General features: G+C 71.9%; 18 protein-coding genes. 11 read left to right on the top strand and 7 right to left on the bottom strand.

Going from position 1 to position 23071, the window contains the following annotated elements:
* The first annotated feature begins 136 nt into the window (after positions 1-136).
* Complete coding sequence (locus tag QI554_RS36240; RefSeq protein ID WP_281476487.1) at positions 137-355, top strand: DUF6199 family natural product biosynthesis protein; 219 nt, start codon at positions 137-139, stop codon at positions 353-355.
* A gap of 66 nt (positions 356-421) precedes the next feature.
* On the opposite strand, the gene QI554_RS36235 is transcribed toward QI554_RS36240, so the two are convergent.
* The gene (locus QI554_RS36235) at positions 422-1555 is read right to left on the bottom strand and encodes an acyl-CoA dehydrogenase family protein (protein WP_281476485.1); all 1134 of its coding nucleotides are present in this window, start codon (positions 1553-1555) and stop codon (positions 422-424) included.
* Positions 1552-2760: an acyl-CoA dehydrogenase family protein gene (locus tag QI554_RS36230; RefSeq protein WP_425528117.1), complete on the bottom strand. Its 1209-nt coding sequence runs from the start codon at positions 2758-2760 to the stop codon at positions 1552-1554. Before QI554_RS36230 ends, QI554_RS36235 begins: the two co-directional genes overlap by 4 nt.
* A 233-nt stretch (positions 2761-2993) precedes the next feature.
* Between QI554_RS36230 and QI554_RS36225 the strand changes: the two genes are divergently transcribed.
* From QI554_RS36225 to QI554_RS36210, 4 genes are all read left to right on the top strand, one after another.
* Complete coding sequence (locus QI554_RS36225; RefSeq protein ID WP_281476483.1) at positions 2994-4874, top strand: AMP-binding protein; 1881 nt, start codon at positions 2994-2996, stop codon at positions 4872-4874.
* A gap of 142 nt (positions 4875-5016) precedes the next feature.
* Positions 5017-5922: an HdeD family acid-resistance protein gene (locus QI554_RS36220; protein ID WP_281476482.1), complete on the top strand. Its 906-nt coding sequence runs from the start codon at positions 5017-5019 to the stop codon at positions 5920-5922.
* 111 nt (positions 5923-6033) lie between these two features.
* Positions 6034-7452, top strand: a complete 1419-nt coding sequence (locus tag QI554_RS36215) for a serine hydrolase domain-containing protein (protein ID WP_281476480.1) — start codon at positions 6034-6036, stop codon at positions 7450-7452.
* Between the two features lie 1233 nt (positions 7453-8685).
* Positions 8686-9207 (top strand): hypothetical protein, encoded by a 522-nt coding sequence (locus QI554_RS36210; protein ID WP_281476478.1) that lies wholly within the window; start codon positions 8686-8688, stop codon positions 9205-9207.
* 7 nt (positions 9208-9214) lie between these two features.
* Here QI554_RS36210 and QI554_RS36205 read toward each other — a convergent pair whose 3' ends face one another.
* The gene (locus tag QI554_RS36205) at positions 9215-9868 is read right to left on the bottom strand and encodes a GNAT family N-acetyltransferase (RefSeq protein WP_281476476.1); all 654 of its coding nucleotides are present in this window, start codon (positions 9866-9868) and stop codon (positions 9215-9217) included.
* Positions 9869-9978: 110 nt separating this feature from the next.
* Here QI554_RS36205 and QI554_RS36200 point away from each other — a divergent pair, with 110 nt between their 5' ends.
* Together QI554_RS36200 and QI554_RS36195 are read left to right on the top strand one after the other, a co-directional pair.
* Positions 9979-10611 (top strand): winged helix-turn-helix domain-containing protein, encoded by a 633-nt coding sequence (locus tag QI554_RS36200; protein ID WP_281476475.1) that lies wholly within the window; start codon positions 9979-9981, stop codon positions 10609-10611.
* Between the two features lie 293 nt (positions 10612-10904).
* Complete coding sequence (locus QI554_RS36195) at positions 10905-12377, top strand: MFS transporter (RefSeq protein WP_281476524.1); 1473 nt, start codon at positions 10905-10907, stop codon at positions 12375-12377.
* Between the two features lie 33 nt (positions 12378-12410).
* Here the strand turns inward: QI554_RS36195 and QI554_RS36190 are convergent, their stop codons facing one another.
* The gene (locus tag QI554_RS36190; RefSeq protein ID WP_281476473.1) at positions 12411-12917 is read right to left on the bottom strand and encodes a DUF4279 domain-containing protein; all 507 of its coding nucleotides are present in this window, start codon (positions 12915-12917) and stop codon (positions 12411-12413) included.
* A 144-nt stretch (positions 12918-13061) separates the two neighbouring features.
* Between QI554_RS36190 and QI554_RS36185 the strand changes: the two genes are divergently transcribed.
* Positions 13062-13565, top strand: coding sequence for a DUF4265 domain-containing protein (locus tag QI554_RS36185; RefSeq protein WP_425528116.1), 504 nt, complete (start codon positions 13062-13064; stop codon positions 13563-13565).
* A 155-nt stretch (positions 13566-13720) separates the two neighbouring features.
* Here QI554_RS36185 and QI554_RS43470 read toward each other — a convergent pair whose 3' ends face one another.
* Positions 13721-14503, bottom strand: coding sequence for a TnsA-like heteromeric transposase endonuclease subunit (locus tag QI554_RS43470; protein ID WP_343230846.1), 783 nt, complete (start codon positions 14501-14503; stop codon positions 13721-13723).
* Between the two features lie 319 nt (positions 14504-14822).
* Here QI554_RS43470 and lon point away from each other — a divergent pair, with 319 nt between their 5' ends.
* Positions 14823-17225 carry an endopeptidase La gene (gene lon, locus QI554_RS36175; protein WP_281476470.1) on the top strand — a complete coding sequence of 801 codons (2403 nt, stop codon included), beginning with the start codon at positions 14823-14825 and terminating at the stop codon, positions 17223-17225.
* Positions 17226-17343: 118 nt separating this feature from the next.
* Here lon and QI554_RS36170 read toward each other — a convergent pair whose 3' ends face one another.
* Together QI554_RS36170 and QI554_RS36165 are read right to left on the bottom strand one after the other, a co-directional pair.
* Positions 17344-18408 carry a hypothetical protein gene (locus QI554_RS36170; RefSeq protein WP_281476468.1) on the bottom strand — a complete coding sequence of 355 codons (1065 nt, stop codon included), beginning with the start codon at positions 18406-18408 and terminating at the stop codon, positions 17344-17346.
* A gap of 96 nt (positions 18409-18504) precedes the next feature.
* Positions 18505-19398, bottom strand: a complete 894-nt coding sequence (locus QI554_RS36165) for an ADP-ribosylglycohydrolase family protein (RefSeq protein WP_281476467.1) — start codon at positions 19396-19398, stop codon at positions 18505-18507.
* A gap of 224 nt (positions 19399-19622) precedes the next feature.
* Between QI554_RS36165 and QI554_RS36160 the strand changes: the two genes are divergently transcribed.
* Together QI554_RS36160 and QI554_RS36155 are read left to right on the top strand one after the other, a co-directional pair.
* Positions 19623-20429, top strand: coding sequence for an SAM-dependent methyltransferase (locus QI554_RS36160; RefSeq protein WP_281476465.1), 807 nt, complete (start codon positions 19623-19625; stop codon positions 20427-20429).
* The gene (locus QI554_RS36155) at positions 20426-22666 is read left to right on the top strand and encodes a putative bifunctional diguanylate cyclase/phosphodiesterase (RefSeq protein WP_281476463.1); all 2241 of its coding nucleotides are present in this window, start codon (positions 20426-20428) and stop codon (positions 22664-22666) included. Before QI554_RS36160 ends, QI554_RS36155 begins: the two co-directional genes overlap by 4 nt.
* The last annotated feature ends 405 nt before the right edge of the window (positions 22667-23071 follow it).

The raw sequence follows: 23071 nt of genomic DNA, 5'->3' as shown, positions 1-23071 counted from the left end.
CCCCTGTTCGGACCCGGGGTGCGAGTCCGTCCCTCGCACCCCGGGTTCCCCGACGGAGGGAAGTGCCTCAGCCGCCCGGCACGCGACGGGTCTAGCGTGACGGGTAGTTGATCATCACCGAACGGGGTGCAGCGCCATGACACACGGCTGGATCGTCTTCCTGTGGATCGTCGTAATGGTCTTCTGCGGCATCGGCTGGGCGGTCAGTTCCGAGGACGGCTGGTGGGAGACGGAGTCGTGGCGGTACAACGACCCGGCCGCCAACCAGCCGAGCGACACCGCGTTCGAGCTCAGCCGGATCAAGGTCGTCGCGGTCGCGGTCGTCGCCACGCTCGCGGCGATCGGGCTCTGGTGACGGCCGGCTTCCAGCCGGGGCAGGCACAGCCCGCGCCCCGGCCGGAAGCCTCGCAGTGCGTCGCGGTCAGGCCGGCGGCAGGTCCACCAGGCCGCCCAGGACCGTGCGGTGCCGGTCGGCGGTGCCGAGCAGCAGCGACAGGCTCATCGCCCGCTTGAGGTACAGGTGGGCCGGGTGCTCCCACGTGAACCCGATGCCGCCGTGCATCTGCACGCACTCCTCGGCCGCGTGCACCGCGACGTCGCCGCAGTACGCCTGGGCCAGCGACGCCGCGACCTCCGCGTCGGGGGAGCCGTCGGCGAAGGCCGCCGCCGCGTAGCGGGCGGTCGCCCGAGCCGCCGCGATGTCCGCCCACAGGTCGGCCGCACGGTGCCGCAGCGCCTGGTACGAGCCGATCGGCCGGCCGAACTGGTGGCGCACCTTCAGGTAGTTGACCGCCTCTTCCAACGCCCGCTCGGACACGCCGAGTTGCTCGGACGCCAGCAGGGCCGCACCGAGGCCGAGGGCGTGCCGCAGCGCCGCCTCGGCCGCGTCGGGCCCGGCCACGACCGCCGCCGGGACCCCGTCGAGCGTCACCGGGCCGACCGGACGCGTCGCGTCCAGCGTCGTGATCCGGCCACGGGTCAGACCCGGCGCGGTGCCGTCGACCAGCGCAAGATACGGCTCGCCGGCCACGACCACCGGCACCACCAGCAGGTCCGCCCGATCGGCCGCCAGCACGCTGGTCACCGCGCCGGTCAGCACCAGCCCGTCGCCGTCCGGCGCGCCGGTCACCGTCAGCGGGAAGGGTGCGCCGTACGTCGTGGCCGGAACCGCGAGCGTGCCCACCTTGGCACCGGCCGCCAGCGCGCCCAACGCCCCGTCGCGCGCCGGGCCTTCGGGCGCGGCCAGCAGCGCGCCGACGGCCAGCACCGCGCTCGCGAGGTAGGGCACCGGGGCGACGGCGCGCGCCAGTTCCTCGAGCACGACGGCCACTTCGCGGGCCGTGCCGCCCGCGCCGCCCAGCTCCTCGGGCACCAACAGCCCGGCCAGGCCCAGGTCTTCGCCGACCGCCTTCCACAGCGCGTCGTCGTACGGCTCGTCCGTGTCGACACGTGTGAGCACGTCGTTCCACGAACACCGGTCGGCCAGCAGACCGCGCAACGTCGCCCGGACGTCGTCCTCGATCTCCGAGTACAGCAGCGAGGGGATCTCGGTCACCGAGGGATCTCCTTCCACGGCAGCTTGGTGTCGGACCGCGGCTCACGCGGCAGTTCGAGCACGCGGTCGGCGATCACGCCGCGCAGGATCTCCGTCGTGCCGCCCTCGATCGAGTTGCCCTTGGCGCGGATGTAGTAGTAGCCGGGGCCTCGCCCGCCGTCCGAACCGCCAAGATCCACACGGCGCATCGTCCAGTCGTCGTAGGCCAGCCCGTCCTCGCCGGTGAGTTCCAGCCAGAGCCGGGTGGTCTCCTGGTTGATCCGCGCGAACGAGATCTTCGCCGCCGACCCCTCGGGCCCCGGCTTGCCGGCCGCCAGCTGCTGCCGGATCCGCTCGTTCGCGAGCCGCGCCACCTCGCCCTCGACCCACGCCCGCATCACCCGGTCGTGCAGCCCGCCGGTGCGCACCTCGGGATGCTCGCGCCACAGCTTCGCGACCGGCGCGATGGCGCCGCCCTCGCGCGGCGCCGCGCCGCCGCCGATCGCGACGCGCTCGTTCATCAGCGTCGTGTTCGACACCGCCCAGCCCTTGCCGACCTCGTCCGCGCGCATCGCGTCCGGGATCCGCACGTCGGTCAGGAACACCTCGTTGAACTCGGCCTGCCCGGTGGCCTGCCGCAGCGGCCGCACCTCGACGCCCGGCAGCGTCATGTCCAGGAAGAAGTAGGTCAGCCCCTGGTGCTTGGGCAGGTCCGGGTCGGTGCGGGCGAGCAGCATCGCCCAGCGCGCCTTGTGCGCGAAGGACGTCCACACCTTCTGCCCGTTGACGACCCAGTCGTCCCCGTCACGCACCGCGCGTGTGGCCAGCCCCGCCAGGTCCGACCCCGCGCCCGGCTCGGAGAACAGCTGGCACCACACCTCCTCGCCGGTCCACAGCGGCCTCAGCAGCCTCCGCCGCTGCTCGTCCGTGCCGTGCACGGCGACGGTCGGCGCGCCCATCCCCAGGCCGATCGGGTTGCGGTACACGTTCGGCGGCTTCGCGCCCGCCGCGGCCAACTCCTGCTCCACCACCTGCTGGAGCGCGCGCGGCGCGCCCAGTCCGCCGCACCCGACCGGGAAGTGCACCCAGGCCAGGCCGGCGTCGAACCGGTGTCCGAGAAACGCGACGGGATCGGTCCCGGCCGGATCGTGCGCGGCCGCCAGATCGCGCACCCGGCCGCGGACCTCCTCCGCGGTCACCACGCCCACCGATGTGTTGTCGGGCAAGTCTCACGCCTCCTTCGGGGAGTGCTACTGACCGGGCGTCAACACCGGTCGCCGGTCAGATGCTAGGTACACCTTTCCGCGAGCGGAAGACAACGCCCGCAGACTCCCGCCCCGCACCCGCCGCCGAGGCGGTACGCTGCGGCTCCACTCTGCGCACCGCCACACAGCTCCCACCGTGATCCCCCCATATGCGGCCCGACCGCCCGTCGGGACCGTGCCCCGTGAGGACAACAGTGACGACACCCAGCAGCACGGGCGCCACCGGCGGAGCGGCCTTCCTCGACACGCTCGCCGCCGAACTCGCCGTCGACGGCGAACCGGTGACCGAGGCCCTCGACGCCTGGTCGGTCCGCACCCCGCTGCGGGTGTTCATCCACTACGGCGAGCACGGCCTCGACCTCAGCTACGCGGAGGCCCGCCGCGCCACCGACACCATCGCCGGGAACCTCGAGGCCGTCGGCGTCCGCCGCGGCGACCGCGTCGTCGTGCACTGCCGCAGCCCCTACGCCGCCGCGCTGTGGATGTTCGGCATCTGGAAGGCCGGCGCGGTCTTCTGCCCGATCGACCCCGAGCTGTCCGGCGAACTGCTCCTCCAACAGCTCGGCACGATCAACCCGCAGCTGATCGTCACCGAGCGGGCCTGCCTGCCCGGGCTCGAGATCGTGCGCCGGCACCTCCCGTACGCGCCGCGGATCACCGTCCACGACTCGGTCGGCGTCCCGCCGCCGCACGGCTTCCCCGAGATCCCGTACGCGCGCTTCCTCGCCCGCGCCCTGCCGCCCCAGATCGGCGCCGGCCCCGACGACGTCGCCGCCATCCTGCACACGCCCGGCAACACCGGCCGCCCCAAGGCCGTCGTCCAGCGGCACCGGTGGATCGCGCAGAGCACCTTCCTGCTGCGCCGGCTCACCACGCCCGACGACGTCATCTACAGCGACCTGCCCATGCACACCGTGTACGGCGCCTTCGCGGGCGTCGCGCGCGCCGCGTGGACCGGCGCCACCGTCACGCTGTGGGACCGCTTCCACCCCGGCGAGTTCTGGGGCCGGATCACCGCCGCGGGTGCCAGCACCGCGGTCCTCACCGACGCCGCCATCCCGTGGCTGACCAGCGCCCCCGAGCGGCGCGAGGACGCCGCCAACCCGCTGTCGAAGGTGTGGCTGCACCCGCTGCCGCCCACCCACGCCGACTTCGCGCGGCGCTTCGGCGTCGACTTCGTGGTCGCCGCGTACGGCCAGATCGAGTCGGGCATGCCGGTCGCCGCGGTGGTCGAGGAGCTCGCGGAAGGCGCCGGCACCCCGCCGCCGCTCCAGCGCGGCCTCACCCACGAGCAGGTCGTCCGGGTCTGCGCGCACTACCGGGTGCCGGTCGTGCCCGGGCACGCCGTGCCGCGCAAGGGGCTGCTCGGCGGGCCGCTGCCGTTCCTCGACGTCGCCGTCCTCGACGAGCACGACAGCCGCGTCCCGCCCGGCACCGTCGGCGAGCTCGCGGTGCGCCCGCACCTGGCCGGGCTGGTCGTCCAGGAGTATGCCGGCGACCCGCTGACCACCGCCGAGGCGATGCGGAACCTGTGGCTGCACACCGGCGACGCGGTCGTGCGCGGCGAGGACGGGCTGATCCACTTCGTCGACCGCGTGCAGGACCGCATCCGAATGCGTGGCGAGAACATCTCCGCGTACCACATCGAGGACCTCGTCAACCAGCACCCGGACATCACCCTGTGCGGCGTCTTCGGGGTGCCCAACGGCCGCGGCGACGGCTCCTCCGACGACGACATCGTGCTGTACGTCGAGCCCGACCCGGGCAAGCTGCTCGACCCCGAGGCGCTGCACGCCTGGTGCGCGCAGTCCCTGCCGCCGTACATGCGCCCGGCGCACGTCCGCGTGCTCGTGCGCATGCCCCGCACCCCGAACCACCGCGTCGAGAAGCACCGGCTGCGCCGCCACTTCCTCGGCCTGCCGGACCCCGCGGGACCGCTCGTCGAGCAGCAGCGGCCGACCTTCCCGGCGCCGCGTGCGGCGCTGCCGTCCGGCTCCGACGGCTTCAACGCCTTCGGGCCGGCCGGGCTCACCGCGATCCCGCCGGCCCTGCCGCCGGGCTCGGGCGGCCGCTGAACGGCGGTTATGGCGTATCCCGGGATCGGCCGGTGATCCGGGGGTATCGCTCCCCATAGCGGGTACACGCACCCGCTATCACCCGGTGTGCGCTTCCCTGCGGCGGACGCCCGGTGCCGGGCCGACCGAGGGAGCGACCGCCATGGCCACCAGAAGCAGCACCGGGGCGCGGCACCGGCGCACCGGGGGCGGGTTCGGGTTCGGCGTCCTGGTGTTCCTGGGCGCCCTCCTGGTGATCGCGGGCGTCATCGGCCTGCTGTACACCGCGTTCGCGACGCTGACCACGATGGTGCTGTTCGCGTGGCTGCTGCTGGCCGGCGGGATCATCGGGCTCGTCCAGGCGGTGCAGTCGCGCAAGGACCCGAGCGCGTTCTGGCTCACCGTCGCGGTGGCCGCGCTGAACATCGCCGCCGGCGTCGTGCTGCTGCGCCGCCCGGACGTGGCGGCCGCCGCGCTGACGCTGTTCGTGGCGTTCCTGCTGCTGACCGCGGGCCTGTTCCGGGTGGTCGGCGGCATCGCCAGCCTGTCGGCGCGGATGACGTGGAGCATCCTCGTCGGCGTCGTCGACATCGTGCTGGGCCTGCTGGTGCTCGCCGAGTGGCCGAGCAGCAGCCGCTACGTCATCGGGGCGTTCATCTCGATCGCGCTGCTCATCGACGGGATCTGCCTCATGGTGCTCGGCATCACGGGGCGGCGGATCGTCGGGATGGTGCGGGAGTCGGACGCGAGGACGGGCGGGGCGGGAGTCCGTGCGGGCGGGGGCGCTGGTGTCGCCGCGGGTGCTGGTGCGGTTGCGGGTGTCGGCGCCGGCGCCGGCGCCGGTGCGGTTGCGGGTGGCGGGGCCACGGTGGGGGCCGCGTCCCGGGCGAGCGACGCCGAGATCGAGGAGGAGTCGGAGGAGCTCGCCGGCGGCGCCGCCTGGCGCAACGGCCCCGGCGAGGAGGGCGTCGACCCGTCCACCGCCGAATGGGCCGCGGACAAGGGCCCCGACACGCTCCGCAAGTCCTTCGGCGCCAAGCCCGACGAGGACGGCGACCAGCGGCGCTGACCGGGCGGCGCACCCGCGGTCCGCGCGCGTTCTGTCGGAAATCTCCAAGAACCCGGCACGTGTCAGCTGGCACGGTGCGAGCACATCCGCACCTGACCCGGGGGAGACACCGTGCGCCCAGCCAGAAGACCCTTCCACCGCAGGCCCCGGCTGCTGCGCGGCCTCGTCGCGGCGTTCGCCGGAGCCGCGATCATGGCCGCCGCCACCGCGCCGTCGGCTCAAGCAGGGGACCCCGGCGACCACAGCCGCTTCCTCGACGCGCTGAAGATGGTCACCGCGAACGTCGACGACGGGAACACCCCCGGTTCGCCGCACGGCATGGACCAGATCCCGGGGGCGGTCGGCCGTACCGAGGTCGACGGCGTGCAGTGGGCCGGAACCGCCGACAACCCCGCCACGCAGTCGCCGCGCCAGGCCGACGCCAAGTTCCGGGCGGCCAGCAACACCAAGATGTTCACCTCCGCCGTCGTCATGAAGCTGGTCGCCGCGAACCGGCTCAAGCTGACCGACGACGTGTTCGGGCTGCTCGGCCCGATCCTCAAGAACAACCCGTCGCAGGGCTGCAACCCGCTGCGCTTCCGGTGCTTCGACGACCCGAAGAACGGCGGGCTGCCGATCACCGTCCTGAACCTGCTCAACATGTCCAGCGGCATCAAGGACTACATGGGCGACTACCTGTTCGACGCGAAGGTCGTCGCGACCTTCCCGAACACCGTCACCACGCCGCGGGAACTCGTCGCGAGCATGGCCGTCAACGGCCCGCAGTTCGACCCGGGCAAGGGCTTCGAGTACTCCAACACCAACTACGCGATCCTCGGGATGATCGTCGAGAAGGTCACCGGCATGGCGTGGGAGGACGCCGTCAAGCAGATGGTCGTCGACCCGCTCGGCCTCACCGACACCACGGTGCCGAAGGCCGACGACACGGTGCTGCCGCAGCCGCACGACCCGCACTGGACCAACTTCACCAAGGCGCGCGTCGGCAACCTGTGGATCGGCAAGCCGGCCGCCGACCAGAACATCTCCTACGCGTACGGCACCGGGGCGGTCGTCTCCACCACCGGTGACCTCATCAAGTTCCTCAAGGCGCTGCTGCAGGGTCGGCTGGTGCCCGAGCCGCAGCTCACCACGATGCTGACCACGCTCAACATGAACACCGTCGGCACGGCCGCGCCCGCGCTGCCGCCGGGGGTCACCTGCAACACCGGCTTCGCGTACCCCGAGTGCTTCCCGAACCCGAAGATCTTCAACGTCACCAGCGACGCGAACGCGCCGACGAACTGGTACGCGGACGAGCCCTGGAAGCAGCAGACGCTCCGCTACGGCCTCGGCATCGTGGAACGCAAGCTGACCTGCGCCGACGGGCACGTGGAGACGTTGTACGGGCACAACGGCGGCATCCCCGGCTCGTTCACCTACACGTACTCCAACCGCGCGGGCACGCACCTCGCTTCGTGGAACCTCAACGGCGACTGGGTGCAGTGGGAGCTGTTCACCGAATACGGCACCCTCGCCGCCGAGTTCTGCTGATCCGGGCCGCCGTGCGCTGCTGTGAAAGACGGCGAAGGATGTCGAAATTTTCCAAGACGTCCGCCGGTGTCCGCTGCGACGCTCGAACCGGTCGCCCCGCCAGGCGCCCGGCCTGACGGCCGCCGCGGAGCCCGCCCGACCCCCCGGTCCCGGACTCCGTGTGGGACCCCCGCCTGTGATGCGCCCCGGCGGGGGTCCCTCCGCGTACGGGCGGCGGCACGCGCTGTGCGGGTGCAGGCTGGTCCGCTGCGGCGGGGACGGCGCCTGGCTGCACCGTCCCCGGCCTGCACCGTGGCCGGCGGCGTCCTCCCCCTCCCGATTTTTGATGGTCCGCGCGGCCGAACGGCTGTCAAGGCGCGGTGGATCATGTACGGACCGGTGGCCTGTGCCGTGTTCGGGGAGGCGCCTTGACAGCCGCCCGGCCGCGCTTAAAACCGCGGCAACTATCGGGAGGGGGAGGCGGTGTGGAGGCGCAATGCGTGCTTCGCGTCGCCGTGTTGCGGTTCCAGCGTGGGGCGGGCGACCACCTTTGACGACCGGTGACCACGCTTCCGGGTTCTCATATCGCATCAAATCGGGGCAGTGAGGCGCCGGGTCTCTTATTGGCTTTGCGTCAAAAGAACCAAATGGCCACATGTTGCCATCTGGTTCTTTTGAAAACCGTTGTCAGTGAGAGGTGAGAGATCGGCGACCGCGGCCCGGCGGCGCGACCCGTCCCGGCGCCCGGCCGACACCGACCGCCCGCCCCCCACCACGTTGGGACCGCAGCCCGGCGGCGCGAAGCGATCACCGCGGCGCCACACCTCCCGCCCCTCCCGCAGGTGCCGAGGATGTTCAGCGCGGACGGCCCGCGGGTCAAGCCGCCCCCTCCTGCACGGGACAGGCCGCCGGTCCTTCAAAGGTCCACCGCGGCTTGACGCGCGGGGCGGCCGCGCGAAAATCAAAAGCGGGAGGGGCGGGAGGCCGCCGACAACGGAGCAGCCCCGGGACGGTACAGGCAGGCGCAGTCCATGTCGCCACCGTGCAGCCCATCCCGGTGCGAGCCCGGCGCACTCCACGCCGCCACCGTGCAGACCGTCCCGGTGCGAGCCCGGTGCAGTCCACGCAGCGCCTTCGCCCGTGCGGGTACGGCGTGTTCGAACGGGCGCCGCGCTACAGCCGGTCCGACACTTCATGATCCACTTTCCGAAGGCCCGCCTCGGCCGGGTGTGCCGCGCGAACTAGCCTGGTCGGATGGGGATCGTGCTGCATGTGCTGACCGCCGTGACCACCGCGGCGGGCCTGCGCCTTCGCCGGCTCGGCGTGGTGCGCCGGTTCCCCTTCACCCGGGTCGCGCGGCTGCTGCCGCGCCTGCTGCGGATCTGCGCGGGCGTGCTGGTGGTGTGGATCGGCGTCCTGGTCGTCGAACTCGGGCGGGGCGCCGGCAAGCGCAGCTTCGACACCTCGTGGATCGGCCTCGACCTCGCCGAGGTGGCGGCGCTGCTGATGGTCGCCCGGCTGGTCGCCGTACGGCACCGCGCCACCGGCCCGGCGGCGGCCATGACCGCCACGCTGCTCGGGCTCGACGCGTGGTTCGACTACATGTCGGCCGCGCCCCAACTGGAGTACCTGCAGGCGATGGTGCTCGCGGTGTTCGTCGAACTGCCGCTCGCGGCCCTGCTCGCGTGGGTGTCGCTGCGGACGCTGGACTGGGCCGCGCCGATGGCGGGCGCCGCCGAGGCCGAGCCGCGGGACCGGGTCGGCGGCGTCCGCTGAGGGTGGGTCAGGCGTCGTCTTTGCGGATCACGCCGGTCAGGGGGAGGCGTGTCGTCCAGCCGAGCGCCTCGTACAGCGCGCGGCCGTCCGTCGTGGCGCCGAGGACGCCGTCGGTGGTGCCGGCCTCGACGGCGGCGTTCCCGAGCGTGCGCATGACCAGGCTGCCGAGGCCCTTGCGACGGTGGTCGGGGGACGTCTCGATCTGGTCGAACACGGCGACGGCGCCGGGGGAGGGGATGGCCACCTGGCCGCGGGCGGCGAAGCCTCCGTCGGGTCCGGCGATCAGGAGGCGCGTGACCTCGCCGCGCGTCCACAGCCGCAGGCGGTAGCCGTCGGGCGTGGACACGGGCGTGTGTTCGAGCGGGGTGGTCATCATGAAGCCCTCGCTGTCGAACACCCATCCGGGTGTCAGCCACGGTTCGAGGACCTCGGGCAGGACGAACGTCTTCAGCCACGTGCCGGGCGCGGTCGGGCCGTCGGTGAACTTGCGCACCAGCGCCTCGTCGAGGTCGACGAGCACGTGCCGCGTGATCTGCGTGGCGAGGCCGACGTCGACGGTGTAGCCCCACGGCTCGGCGACCGGCGGGGCGGCCATCCGCGACGCGGTCCATCCCATGACCCAGTCGCGGGCGATCGTGGCGGTCTCGGCGCCGGTTTCCATCCTCACTCCGATCTTTGGCGGTCCGAACAAGCCCTTATAGCTGCGCACGCCGACAGCCCAGGTTGCAGAGAAAACTATGCAGAGAATCCTCTGCAACCTATGCTGAGGCCATGTCCGACGAGCACGTGCCCACCACGCCACCCGCCAGGCCGACCCGGCGCATCGACGCCAACAGCCTCAAGGGCCTCGCGCATCCCTTGCGCATGCGCATTTTCGAACTGCTCAGCCTCGACGGCCCCGCCACCTCCGCCCGTCTCGCCGAACGCCTGGGCGAGAACACCGGCACCGTCAGCTGGCACCTCCGCCAGCTCGCCGCACACGGCTTCATCGAGGAGGACGCCGGGCGTGGCACCAAGCGCGAACGCTGGTGGCGCCGCACCGGGCCGGCGAACGAGCTCAACCTCGCCGACTTCCGCGACGACCCGGCGAGCGCGGGGGCGGTCGACGTGTACCTCGACAGCCTGCTGCGGCTGTACTTCGAACGCGTCCACACGTACGTCAACGAGGACTGGGACGAGGCCTGGCGCGCGGCTGGAACCGTCTCCGACTGGCGCGACCTGCGCCTCACCCGCGACCAACTCGCCGCACTCAACACCGAACTCGCAGCGGTCGTAGCCCGGCACACCCCCGCGCCGGGGGAGGCGGATCCCGAGGCGCTGCCGGTCGTCGTCCAGCTGCAGTCCTTCCCACGCCGCCGGGTCGACGACGCCGACGCCCCGCAGGCCGACCAGGCCCCGGCATGACCCGCCGCCCCTCCGACGCCGAAACCGCACACCGTCAACCGGCGGCCCCCGCGGCACCGACCGCTCCCGAATCGACGGGATCGACCACACCGGCCGCTCCCGAATCGACGGGATCGACCACACCGGCCGCTCCCGCACCCACGGCCCGAGCGGCACCGGCCGCTCCCGCACCCACGGCCCGAGCGGCACCGGCCGCTCCCGCACCCACGGCCCGAGCGGCACCGACCGCTCCTGTAGCCACGACCCACACGCCACCGGACACGCCCCAACCACCAACACCCACGTCACCCAACCTGCGAATCCCACCCCGGCGCGGACTGCTGCTCCGCCACCGGGACTTCCGCCTGCTCTGGTGCGGCGAGACCGCGGGGAAGTTCGGTGCCGCCGTCACCAGCGTCGCGATACCCCTGATCGCGGTCGACCGGCTCGACGCGTCCACGTTCGAGGTCGGCATGCTGACCGCGGCCGCGTGGCTGCCGTGGCTCCTCATCGGCCTGCCCGCAGGCGTGTGGGTCGACCGGCTGCCGAGGCGGGGCGTGATGCTCGCGTCCGCCGCCGCCTCGCTCCTCCTGTACACGAGCCTGCCCGTAGCGGCGTGGCTCGGGCTCCTCACCATCTGGCTGCTGCTCGGCGTCGCCCTGCTCGCGGGCACCGCAGCAGTGTTCTTCCAGACCGCCTACACCGCCTACCTGCCGGGGCTTCTGGAACCCGCCGACCAGGCCGAGGGCAACGCCAAACTGCACGGCAGCGCCTCGGCCGCGCAGCTCGTCGGCCTCGGCTCGGGCGGCGTCATCGCCCAGGCGGCGGGCGCGGTCAACGGGATGCTCGTCAACGCCGGAACATTCGCCGTCTCCCTGCTCTGCCTGGGCCGAATCCGCCACCGAGAGCCCGCCACCCCCCACCCCGATCGCGACGCGCACACCATGTCCGCCGATACGAACCGCGCGCAGACCACCTCCGCCGACACGAACTGCGCGCACACCACCTCCGCCGACACGAACCGTGCGCGCACTATCTCCTCCGGCACAGAGCGCCGCGCGTGCACTATCTCCCCCGACACGAACCGCCGCCCACGCACCATGTCCGCCGACATCCGCGAGGGCCTGGCCCTGATCGCCCACGACCCGTGGCTGCGCACCCTGTCGCTGTTCTCGGCCGCCTCCAACCTCGCCCTCATGGGCTACCAGGCGATCCGCGTGGTGTTCCTGGTCCGCACTGTCGGACTCTCCTCCGGCGCGGTCGGCGCCCTCGTCGCCGTCGCGAGCGCGGGCGGCATCCTCGGTGCCTTCCTGGCCCGCCGCGTCGCCGACCGCTTCGGCACCGCCCGTGCCACCCTCGTCTTCGAGCTCGGCTTCGCCCTCGCGGGCCTCCTCGCCCCGGCAGCCTTCCCGGGCCCCGGCACAGCCCTCTTCGTCGCAGGCGGCTTCTTCGTCGTCGCCGGAGTGGTCGGCGGCAACGTCGTGAAAGCGGGCTTCCACCAGCGCTACTGCCCGCCCGACCTCCTCGGCCGCATCACCGCCACGTCGTCCTTCCTCGGCTACGCCACCATCCCCCTGGGAGCCCTCCTGGGCGGCACCCTCGGCGAACTCTTCGGCCCCCGCCCCGCCATGTGGCTCACCTGCGCCGCCATCCCCCTGTCCGCCGTGATCCTCCTGTGCTCCCCCCTCTCCCACACCCGAGACCTCCCGACAGAGCCCCCGCAACGCGCTGCTGACGTGCCGGTCGCAGGGTTGCGCGAGACCACCGCGGCCGATTCGTCCAGGTGAACTCTGCAACGTCAAGCCGCCGGGGCCGTCGGCTCAGGGCCCGACGGCCTGTTCCGGCTCCTCGTCGGATGGTTCCGGTGACATGTCGTACTCGTCGACGTCCAGAACCGCGCCGGTCGCGGCGAGGAAATCCATGACCGAGCGATCGATGTGCCAGCCGAACAGGTTCGACGCCTCGGTCGGCTGGGCTTGCTGGGGGCCGGCGGTGGGCGCGTCGTCGTTGAAGTACCGCACGACCTCAAGCACCGCACCGCTGTGCATCGGCTCGCCCTCGGCTGCGAGCCGCGCGGAGAGCTCGGCGACGCGCTGCGTGTGTGGGGCGAGACGGTCGACGACGCGGGCGATCTGCTCGTCGACCCGCAGGCCGGGCTCTCTGCAGACGATCTTCCACTTGTGTGCCGTCGGAATGACGGCGGGCTCGGTCATGCGGCTCCCGCGAACCAGCACTTCGTCGGGTTCGATGCCGAGGAACGCGGTCATTTCCGCAGCCGAGGTGTGTTTGCTGATGAGCGCGAAGTAGGCGTATTGGCGCAGAGGCATCCCGGGAGACTATGGGCGCTCGCCGGCAGCCAGCACGGCATTATGCCGACGCAGCGGCGTCGCGGTCAGGGCGAAATCCGGCGAACAACGCCGGAGGTGCCCCGGGGCAATCGGAGCGAGTGCGGGTGGGCGATCATGACGGCCGTGAACGTTGCGTCGTCGGGTGAGTCCGATGCGGCGGAAGGCCGTCGGATCAAGGTGTGGTTTCGGTTCGTGCCGCGCGAGGGCTGGCTGCCGCATGACCAGGAAGGACTGTGGGCCGTCCAGGTCGGCGAGGACACCGCGCGCATCGAGAATGTGCCGTTCCTTCAGAATGGCGTTGCTCAAGGCGACGTCGTGCGGTTCGCGAGCGATGACGACGGTCTTCGCTGGGCCGTCGGCCAGGTCGAGGCGTCTGGCGGCTGCACGATTCGTGTCTTGCCCGTGCCGAGCGGTCCGCTCGGGCGCAGTGCGAAGGCTGTCCATGAACGCTTCGCGCCGTTCGGTCTGGGCGGAGAGGCGTTCAGTGACGAGTTCCCCTTGGTTGCCTTCGACGTGCGGGCCGACGCGGACATGAGCGGCATCAAGGCCCTGCTCGTCCAAGGTCAGACGGATGGCTGGTGGCACTACGAAGAGGGCTGCATCAACGATGCCTGGCGGAACGCGTAGGAGCGTTGCGGGAACGCCCCTGTGTCAGGAGGGCTCAGCCGGACGTTCGAGCAGGCGCCGTTCGCGGGCGGCGTCGGCTTGTGCGTACTTGTCTGCCTTTTCGTTGTGTGAGATGGCGCCCCCGATCTGTTCGAAGTCGGGGTCCCAAGCGCGTCTTAGCGTGGGGCGGAGATGACTGTGGTGCAGCAGGGTCTTCCCGGCGCGGTGGTTCCGGCCGAACCAGAGCGAGCTCGTGTTGTGCCGACGTTGGCGCGCGCCGTGGAGCGGTGACAGGACGCCGTTAATCCTCCCAGGTGAGAAGAGGCTGGATGGCGGTGAGGGCGGTCGCCAAGCGCTGTGGTCGGCCCAGTGGGCGACGGCGTCGCGGCGTGATTCCGGGTCGTTATATGGATAGGTGATGCGTCGGCCGGGGGCGCGGTTGAACTGTCGGCGCTCGTCCGGGCTTCCGCTGGCGAGTTGCCGCCAGTGCGGTGAGGCGATGAGGGCCGCAACGTTGACGGCTTCGGGATAGACAGAAGCGAACAGCCGCGAGGTGCTGCGACCAGTCGGTATTCCCACCCGACCTCGACGCATGCACGGCGCGTGGCCGCGAATTTCAGCAGGTCGCGGCGGGGCCGACGCCCCATCGGACGGCAGTCCACGACCACGGCTGACCCGTCCGACCGGCGAGCGAAGTAGTCCGGTGCGTGTGACCGTGTCCGGCCTTCGCCGATGGACCAGAACAACCAGAACGGCTGGGAGGAAATCGCCGTCACTGTCGGATCGAAGTCCAACGCCATGACGTGATCGCGTTCGAGCCGCGACTCGTAGCCGACATGCCGACCGTCCGTCGCGGACCACCATTGGCCGGGCAGATTCCGCTGGCCCTTGTACGAGCGGATGGCGCGGGCGGGGGCCGCATCCTCGAACCGGACAGCCCACGCGTCGATCAGCCGCATCCTGACTTCGTCACCGTCACGGGTGCTGTACCCGACCTCGAACCCGTTGGGCCGCAGCCCGTGCACGCCGCCGGGTGACGATCCGTACCCCTGTAGACACGAACGGCCTAACGCGGGTCGCCTCGCAAGGTCACGTGAGACATCGCAAGGTCTCTCGCAACTTCACCCCGGATTTCGCAGCCTTCATCCGTACACGACGGTTGTTCGCTCAGAGCGATCAGGGGTGGGAGCTGGGCGGGAACAATCTGGGGCTCGTCTTTCTTGAGTGTGATCAGCGCAAGGCACTGAAGAGAACTGACCGACTCAAGGGGAACCCACCATGAGCGACAACGCGACCTCCGGCACTCTGACCCTTCCGGTCCTGCCCCTGGACGACATCGTCGTGCTGCCGGGCATGGCGGTGCCCCTGGAGCTCGACGACAGCGAGACGCGGGCCGCGGTGGACGCGGCGCGGGCGTTGCCCGGGATCCGGGCGGGGAAGGGGAAGGCGCGGGTGCTGCTCGTGCCGCGGGACGACGGCCACTACCCGGCGGTCGGCACGCTGGGCGTGATCGAGCAGATCGGGCGGCTGCCGAGTGGTGAGTCCGCGGTCGTGGTGCGCGGCACCGCGCGCGTGCGGATCGGGACCGGGACGACCGGGCCCGGCGCGGCCCTGTGGGTCGAGGCGACCCTCATCGAGGAGGCCCCGGCGGACGAGCGGGCCGAGGAGCTGGCGCGTGAGTACCGGGCGCTGGTCACCACGATCCTGGGCAAGCGCGGCGCCTGGCAGGTCGTCGACTTCGTCCAGCAGATCGAGGACGCGAGCGAGCTGTCCGACAACGCGGGCTACGCCCCGTACCTGTCGCAGGCGCAGAAGATCGAGCTGCTGCAGACCACGGACCTGACCGAGCGTCTGGAGAAGGTCGTCGGCTGGACCCGCGACCACCTGGCCGAGCTGGACGTCGCGGAGACGATCCGCAAGGACGTCCAGGAGGGCATGGAGAAGACCCAGCGCGAGTTCCTGCTCAAGCAGCAGCTGGCCGCCATCCGCAAGGAGCTCGGCGAGCTCAACGGCACGCCCGGCAACGAGGAGGACGACTACCGCGCCCGCGTCGAGGCCGCGAACCTGCCGGAGAAGGTGCTGCAGGCCGCGCTCAAGGAGGTCGACAAGCTCGAGCACGCCTCCGACGCGTCGCCCGAGGGCGGCTGGATCCGCACGTGGCTCGACACGGTGCTGGAGATCCCGTGGAACGAGCGCACCGAGGACGCCTACGACATCGCCGGCGCGCGCGGCGTCCTGGACGCCGATCACGCCGGACTCGACGACGTCAAGGAGCGCATCGTCGAGTACCTGGCGGTGCGGAAGCGCCGCGAGGAGCGCGGTCTCGGCGTCGTCGGCGGCCGCCGTTCCGGTGCCGTGCTGGCGCTGGTCGGCCCGCCCGGGGTCGGCAAGACCTCGTTGGGCGAGTCGGTCGCGCGGGCGATGGGCCGCAACTTCGTGCGGGTCGCGCTCGGCGGCGTCCGCGACGAGGCGGAGATCCGCGGCCACCGCCGCACGTACGTCGGCGCGCTGCCGGGCCGCCTGGTCCGGGCGATCAAGGAGGCGGGCAGCATGAACCCCGTCGTCCTGCTCGACGAGATCGACAAGGTCGGCTCCGACTACCGCGGCGACCCGACCGCGGCGCTCCTCGAGGTGCTCGACCCGGCGCAGAACCACACCTTCCGCGACCACTACCTCGAGGTCGAACTCGACCTGTCCGACGTGGTGTTCCTGGCGACCGCGAACGTCCTGGAGGCCATCCCGGAGCCGCTGCTCGACCGCATGGAGCTGGTGCGCCTCGACGGCTACACCGAGGACGAGAAGGTCACCATCGCCCGCGACCACCTGGTGCCGCGCCAGCTGGACAAGGCCGGCCTGGACGCGACCGAGGTGGCGTTCACCGAGGACGCGCTGCGCCTGCTGGCCGGCGAGTACACCCGCGAGGCCGGCGTCCGCACGCTGGAGCGCGCGATCGCGCGGGTGCTCCGCAAGATCGCGGCCAAGCAGGCCCTGGACAACGTCGAACTGCCGCTGGAGGTCGGCCCGGAGCAGCTGCGCGACTACCTGGGACGGCCGCGCCACACCCCCGAGGCGCAGCTCGCCAAGGAGGAGCAGCGCACCGCGGTCCCGGGCGTGGCCACCGGCCTGGCGGTCACCGGTGCCGGCGGCGACGTGCTGTACATCGAGGCGTCGCTGGCCGACCCGGAGACGGGCGGGACCGGGGTGACGCTGACCGGCCAGCTCGGCGACGTCATGAAGGAGTCCGCGCAGATCGCGCTGTCCTACCTGCGGTCGCGCGGCGTCGAACTGGAGCTCCCGGTCGGCGACCTGAAGGACCGCGGCGTGCACATCCACGTCCCCGCGGGCGCGGTGCCCAAGGACGGGCCGAGCGCGGGCGTCACCATGACGACCGCCCTCGTGTCCCTGCTGACGGGCCGCCCGGTGCGCGGTGACGTGGCGATGACCGGCGAGGTGTCGCTGACCGGGCGCGTGCTGCCCATCGGCGGCGTCAAGCAGAAGCTGCTCGCGGCGCACCAGGCCGGCATCACCACGGTGCTGATCCCGAAGCGCAACGAGCCCGACCTGGACGACGTGCCGGAGGCGGTCCGGGCCCAGCTGACGGTGCACGCCGTGGCGGACGTGCGCGAGGTGCTGGCACTCGCCCTGGAGCCGGCCGACGTCAAGGTCGCCGCCGCGGCCTGAAGCGGCGCCCGGTGCGAGGCCCCCGCGGGGGCCGGCCCCCCCCGGCGGGGCCCCGCGCCCCAACACCCCCCGCCGGGGCGGCCGTTCGATCGGCCGCCCCGGCGGTGTCATGTCCGGATCAGTGCCGGTACTGCGCCCAGGGGTCCTGCGGGGGATGGGCGCTCGGGTAGGGCTGCTGCGGGAACGGCGGCTGCTGGTACGGCCCTTGCGGATAGGACGGCTGCTGGTAAGGCGCTTGCGGGTAGGACGGCTGCTGGTACGGCCCTTGTGGGTAGGACGGCTGCTGGTACGGCGGATACCCGTACGGCTGCGTCTGCTGCGGTGGCCCTTGCTGCGCCCGCGGGTCGAACGGCGGCGCCCACGGCGCGTTCGTCCCCAGCGGATACGGACCGCGCCTGAACCGCAGTCCGCGGCGCCGGCGCATGCGTCGGAACTCCCAGACGGACGTCGCGGTGATGCTCAGCGCCGCGCCCGCCGGCAGCGTCACGGCGACGGCCGCGGGAACGCCCGGGTCGAGCGGGTTGCGGACCGTGATGAACAGCAGGGCGAGGGACATCAGCGGCGCGAGGACAGGCGGCAGCAGGGGGTGCGCGTCCACCGAGCTGAACAGGTGCCGTGAGCACAGCCATGCGCCGTACAGGAGGTAGACCCAGGTCCACAGCACCAGTGGAAACACCAGGAAGGCCAGCGGGAACAGCTTGTTGCTGTCACTGTCGGCACAGTAGATCCAGACGAGCGTGATGCCGCTGATGGCCCCGCAGGCCAGCAGGAACCTGAGCATCACCCCGAACGCCTTACGGCTGAGCCGCGCGGCCTGCGCCCGCAGCCCGCGCCGTGTGAGCAGGATGTAGGCGAGCAGTGTGAGCGGCGTGAGGACCCCGCCCACGATCATCGCCCCGGTGAGGTTTTCGAAGCCCTCACCGGCCGCCTCGCGCGCGTGACCGCCGAAGTGGACGAACGACCAGGCGCTGATGGCGAAGCCGATGAGGGTGCGGGCGAGCTGGACGCGCTCGACCACGGCGTCGGGCGGCCCCAGCCGGTAGTCGGGCACATAGTGCCGCTTGGCGCTGCGCCATGGCGTGAACATGACGACTAACGCGCGGCGGACGGGCCCGCGCCGCGCCGGCGGCGGCGCGGGCGCGTGCGGATATAACGGCTGTGGATGCAGCTGCGGATAGGACATGCGTAGCTCCCCCGTGTGAGTGGTGACCGGGAGGCTAGCAATCGTTATCGTCGAAGCGACTCTAATAAACCTCCGCTTGACGAGAAAAAGACAGAGTCAGGCACGTAGACCCCATCGCTCGTCCAGCCGCGCGTCCAATTCGCTCAAATAGGTACGCCCGTAAGGTCCGTCCTCCAGCCCGTCGAGCAGCGCCTTCGGCAGGTCGTCCTCGTACTCGCCCGACACCGACGCCGCCGCCAGGGCGATCGTCGCCACGGTGTCGACGTCGCCGGTCCACGCCGTGCACGCCTTCAACAGCCCGCTCATCGTGCGGTTCGCGACCAGCGAGGTGACGGCCGCCCGGGCGCTGTGCATGCCCGGCGAGCCGACCTTGCCGCGCCAGGTCTCGGTCCAGCGGCCGTACCGGGCCGGGTCGGCCGCGGCCACGTTGCGGTCGAGCCAGCGCGGCAGTTCGTCCAGCGGCCCGAGCCCGTACCGGCAGTAGTGCACGGTGAAGGCGGCACCCAGCGCAGCGCCGACCCCGCCGGGGGAGTCGTGCGTGATCCGCGCCTGAATCCGGGTCAGCTCGGCGACCTGTCCCAGGTCCGGCAGCAGGCCCAGCACGCCCGCGCGCATCGCCGCGCCGCTCTTGTCGCTGCCGGGCCGCAGCGACTCCAGCAGTTCCGCGCCCGTCCACACGCGGTCGAGCACCGAGCGGAACCCCGACGCGTACCCCGCCCGTTCGTCGCGCTTGTACGCGCGGACGAAGCGCTCCGCCAGGTCCTCCCGGGCGAGAGCTCCCGGCTCCGCGTCCGGCGCCGTGCCGTCCAGCAGCCACTCCGCGACCGCGATGCTCATCTGTGTGTCGTCCGTGTACCGCCCCGGCCCGACGTCGCTGTGCGTCGGGTGCTGCACGTACCGCGCGAGCGTGTTGCCGCGCCGCACGAAGTCCGCCGGCGCGTACTCGAACCCCGCCCCGTAGGCGTCTCCGACCGCCAGTTCGACCAGCATGACCGCTAACCCCCCAATAGTTCCCGGTCCACCGTCACCCGCTGTCCCTCGCAGGAGTGATGCTCCTCGCGCCGGGCCGGAGTGCGAGACGTTTCGCGCTCCCGGCGGATACCGTCGACAGTGATCACACGTCACTCGTCGCACGTGGATCAACTCGATTATCAGCACATCGCACGCAGGGCGGCGCCCGAGGGCGACGTCCCGCACCTGGAGGCGGGGGACACATGGAACGGCCGTCGTGGGCACCGGAAGAGATCGACCTGAGCAAGCCGAGCGTGGCCCGGGTCTACGACTACTACCTCGGCGGGTCGCACAACTTCGAGGTGGACCGCGAGATGGCCGCGCAGGCCGTCGCCATGTGGCCCGAGCTGCCGCGGATCATGCAGGAGAACCGCGCGTTCATGCGGCGCGCCGTCCGCCACCTGCTCGACGACGGCATCACGCAGTTCCTCGACATCGGCTCCGGCATCCCGACCGTCGGCAGCACCCACGAGGTGGTCCGCAACGCCGGGTCCGACGCGCCGGTGGTGTACGTCGACCTCGACCCGGTCGCGGTCGCGCACGGCCGGGCCATACTCGCCGGCGACCCGCGCGCCGCCATGCTCGGCGGCGACCTGCGGCAGCCGCAGGACGTGCTGGAGGCGGCCGCCGCGACGGGGCTGGTCGACCTGGAACGCCCGCTCGGCGTCCTGCTCGTCGCCGTCCTCCACTTCGTGCACGACGACGAGGGGCCCGCCGACATCATGGCGACCCTGCACAAGCACACCGCCCCGGGCAGCCGCCTCGTCGTGTCGCACGCCAGCGGCGACGGCCGGCCCGACAAGGCCGCCGAGCACCAGGACCTGTACCGCAGCCGCAACGCGCCGATGCACATGCGCGGCCGCGCCGAGATCGGTGCCCTGCTGAGCGGCTTCGACCTGGTCGACCCCGGCCTGGTCTTCCTCCCGGAATGGCGCCCCGAGCCGGGCGCCGAACCGGTCGCCGACGCCGCGTTGTTCGCGGGAATCGCGGGAGTAGGGATCCGTACATGAGTTCGCACGCCGACGACGCCCCATCCGGCGCCGCCGGTACGAGTCCCGCCGGCCTCACCGCCGGCGGGCTCAACCCGACCCTGAGCGCGCCCGTGCCGTACGCCGGCGACGCGTACGACGAGTTCGCGCGGCAGTGGGCGCACTCCGTGCAGGGCACCAGCTATGTGCCGCTGCCGCTCGCCGACATGCAGGTCTACCTGCGCGACCTGACGCGGCGCCTGTCGTCGGCGCTCGGCTCCGAGCCGTTCCAGCCGCACGAGGCCCGCTCGATCGGTGAGGCCCTGGTCGCGGCGCACTTCACCGGCACGGGCACGCTGGAGCGCACGTTCGCCCTGATCGGCGCGTGGTGGCCGGTGCTGCGCGAGCGGGCGTACGCCGAGCGGCACGACCCCGACGCGTACCTGCTGCGCCTCATCCAGATCCAGGGCGCGCTCGCCGCCGGCTACGCCGAGGCGCTGCGCACGCGCACGCTCCACGAGCAGCAGTCCATCCACGCCGCGGTGCTGGACGCGCGCGAGCTGACCGAGCAGGCGCTGCACACCAGCGAGGCCCGGTTCCGCGCGGTGTTCGAGCAGTCCGGGCTCGGCATCGCGATCGGCGACGTCGACGGCGTGATCCTCGACGTGAACCCGGCGCTCGCCCAGATGTTCGGCTTCCACACCGACGACCTGACCGGCCGCCAGGTGCGCGACTTCATGCTCGCCGACGACCCCGGCCACGTGTGGCAGTGGTACGAGGAGCTGGTGCGCGGCGAGCGCGAGCACTTCTCCGCCGAGAAGCGCTACCTGCGCGCCGACGGCGAGCCGCTGTGGACGCACCTGACGGTCTCCCTCGTGCGCGACACCGCCGGCCACCCCGAGTACCAGGTCGCGATGATCGAGGACGTCACCGACCGGCACCGCCTCTACACCCGGCTGCGCCACCAGTCCCAGCACGACCCGCTCACCGGGCTGCCGAACCGCGCGCTGTTCTTCGACCGGCTCGACGCGGTGTTCGCGGCGCCGGGCGACGCCGACCGGGTCGGCCTGTGCTACCTGGACCTCGACGGGTTCAAGGTGGTCAACGACAGCCTCGGCCACGACGTGGGCGACCAGCTGCTGATCGCGGTCGCGCGGCGGCTCGACGCGTACGTGTCGCGCGCCGGGCACCTGATCGCCCGCATGGGCGGCGACGAGTTCGTGGTGCTCGTCGAGCACTCGGCCGGCACCGGCCAGGTGGTCGCGCTAGCGGAGGGCATCCTCGGCGCGCTGCGCGAGCCGTTCCGGATCCGCGGCCACGACCTCGCGGTGACCGCGTCGATCGGCATCGTCGAGCGGCCGGTGGCCGGCACCGGCCCGGCGGACACGATGCGCGCCGCCGACATCACCCTGTACTGGGCGAAGTCCGGGGGACGCGGCCGCTGGACGGTGTTCGACACCGAGCGCAACGACCGCGAGGTGGCCCGCTACACGCTGTCGGCCGAGATGCCGGCGGCGCTGCACCACGGTGAGTTCGACGTGGACTACCAGCCGCTGGTGTCGCTCGCGGACGGCGCGGTGCTGGGCGTCGAGGCGCTGGTGCGGTGGCGGCATCCCCGGCAGGGCCTGATCGGGCCCGACCGGTTCATCGGGCTCGCGGAGGAGACCGGGCTGATCGTGCCGCTCGGCATGTACGTCCTGGAGCGCGCCTGCCGCGAGGCCCGCCGGTGGCGCGACCTCGGCGGACCGGTGCCGTTCGTGAGCGTCAACCTCGCCGAGCGGCAGTGCCACGAGCCGGGCCTGGTGCGGCAGGTGCGCCGGGTGCTCGCGGAGACCGGCCTGGAGCCGGAGCGGCTGCAGTTCGAGCTGACCGAGTCGCAGATCATGGCGACCGACGGCGGCCCGCTGGAGCGGCTGCGCGAACTCGCCGAGATGGGCGTGCGGATCGCCATCGACGACTTCGGCACCGGCTACTCGAACCTGGCGTACCTGCGCCGGCTGCCGGTGTGCGAGCTGAAGATCGCAGGCTCGTTCGTCGAGGGCCTGCGCGGCTCGGGCGACGCCGACCCGGACCCGGTGGACGCGCGCATCGTCGCGTCGCTGGTGGACCTCGCGCACGCGCTGGGCCTGACGGTCACGGCGGAGGGCATCGAGACGGCCGCGCAGGCCGAGCGGCTGCGCGACATCGGGTGCGACGCGGGGCAGGGCTGGTACTTCTCGCGGCCGGGCCCGGCGGACCGGATCGCGACCTTGCTGGACGGCGTGCCGCGGGTGCGCTGACGGGAGCACCGGTGAGCGCGCTGACGAGTGCGCCGACCGTTATCTGATGCACCGTCAAGATCCGGCTATCGGATGGTGATGTCCGTTGGCCGGGACTGGTCTCGCAATCTGGACAGTTTGTCCGATGTATTTGGTCCATAAATACAAAGAGATGTCCGATTTGTAGATATGTGATCCAGGCAACTTTGCCGATTAAAGAACAACTTTCGGCGTGAAGCCGAATTCGCGTTCGATCCTTCGATTCGAAGGCCCATCCGGACCAAAACCTCATGATCCACTGGTCGGGCCCGGTTTTCTACGCGCGAAGTCCCATGTCGTGTCCAGTCCGTGATGTTTATGAGACCAATCGTCCTCCTCTTTCTGGTCCGGCCGACGGCTAGTGTTCCGGCCCAGGCAGCGCCGCGT

The sequence above is a fragment of the Yinghuangia seranimata genome (genome assembly GCF_029953285.1).
Classification (GTDB): Bacteria; Actinomycetota; Actinomycetes; order Streptomycetales; family Streptomycetaceae; genus Yinghuangia; species Yinghuangia seranimata.
Note: the sequence above shows the minus strand (reverse complement) of the source record. Positions and strands in the feature narration are given on the sequence as shown.

Bases quoted from the DNA above. Each gene is read 5' to 3' on its own strand.
- QI554_RS36240 (WP_281476487.1), top strand. From the start codon at position 137: ATGACACACGGCTGGATCGTCTTCCTGTGGATCGTCGTAATGGTCTTC.
- QI554_RS36220 (WP_281476482.1), top strand. From the start codon at position 5,017: ATGGCCACCAGAAGCAGCACCGGGGCGCGGCACCGGCGCACCGGGGGC.
- QI554_RS36210 (WP_281476478.1), top strand. From the start codon at position 8,686: ATGGGGATCGTGCTGCATGTGCTGACCGCCGTGACCACCGCGGCGGGC.
- QI554_RS36205 (WP_281476476.1), bottom strand. From the start codon at position 9,868: ATGGAAACCGGCGCCGAGACCGCCACGATCGCCCGCGACTGGGTCATG.
- QI554_RS36200 (WP_281476475.1), top strand. From the start codon at position 9,979: ATGTCCGACGAGCACGTGCCCACCACGCCACCCGCCAGGCCGACCCGG.
- QI554_RS36190 (WP_281476473.1), bottom strand. From the start codon at position 12,917: ATGCCTCTGCGCCAATACGCCTACTTCGCGCTCATCAGCAAACACACC.
- QI554_RS43470 (WP_343230846.1), bottom strand. From the start codon at position 14,503: ATGCGGCTGATCGACGCGTGGGCTGTCCGGTTCGAGGATGCGGCCCCC.
- lon (WP_281476470.1), top strand. From the start codon at position 14,823: ATGAGCGACAACGCGACCTCCGGCACTCTGACCCTTCCGGTCCTGCCC.
- QI554_RS36170 (WP_281476468.1), bottom strand. From the start codon at position 18,408: ATGTCCTATCCGCAGCTGCATCCACAGCCGTTATATCCGCACGCGCCC.
- QI554_RS36165 (WP_281476467.1), bottom strand. From the start codon at position 19,398: ATGCTGGTCGAACTGGCGGTCGGAGACGCCTACGGGGCGGGGTTCGAG.
- QI554_RS36160 (WP_281476465.1), top strand. From the start codon at position 19,623: ATGGAACGGCCGTCGTGGGCACCGGAAGAGATCGACCTGAGCAAGCCG.
- QI554_RS36155 (WP_281476463.1), top strand. From the start codon at position 20,426: ATGAGTTCGCACGCCGACGACGCCCCATCCGGCGCCGCCGGTACGAGT.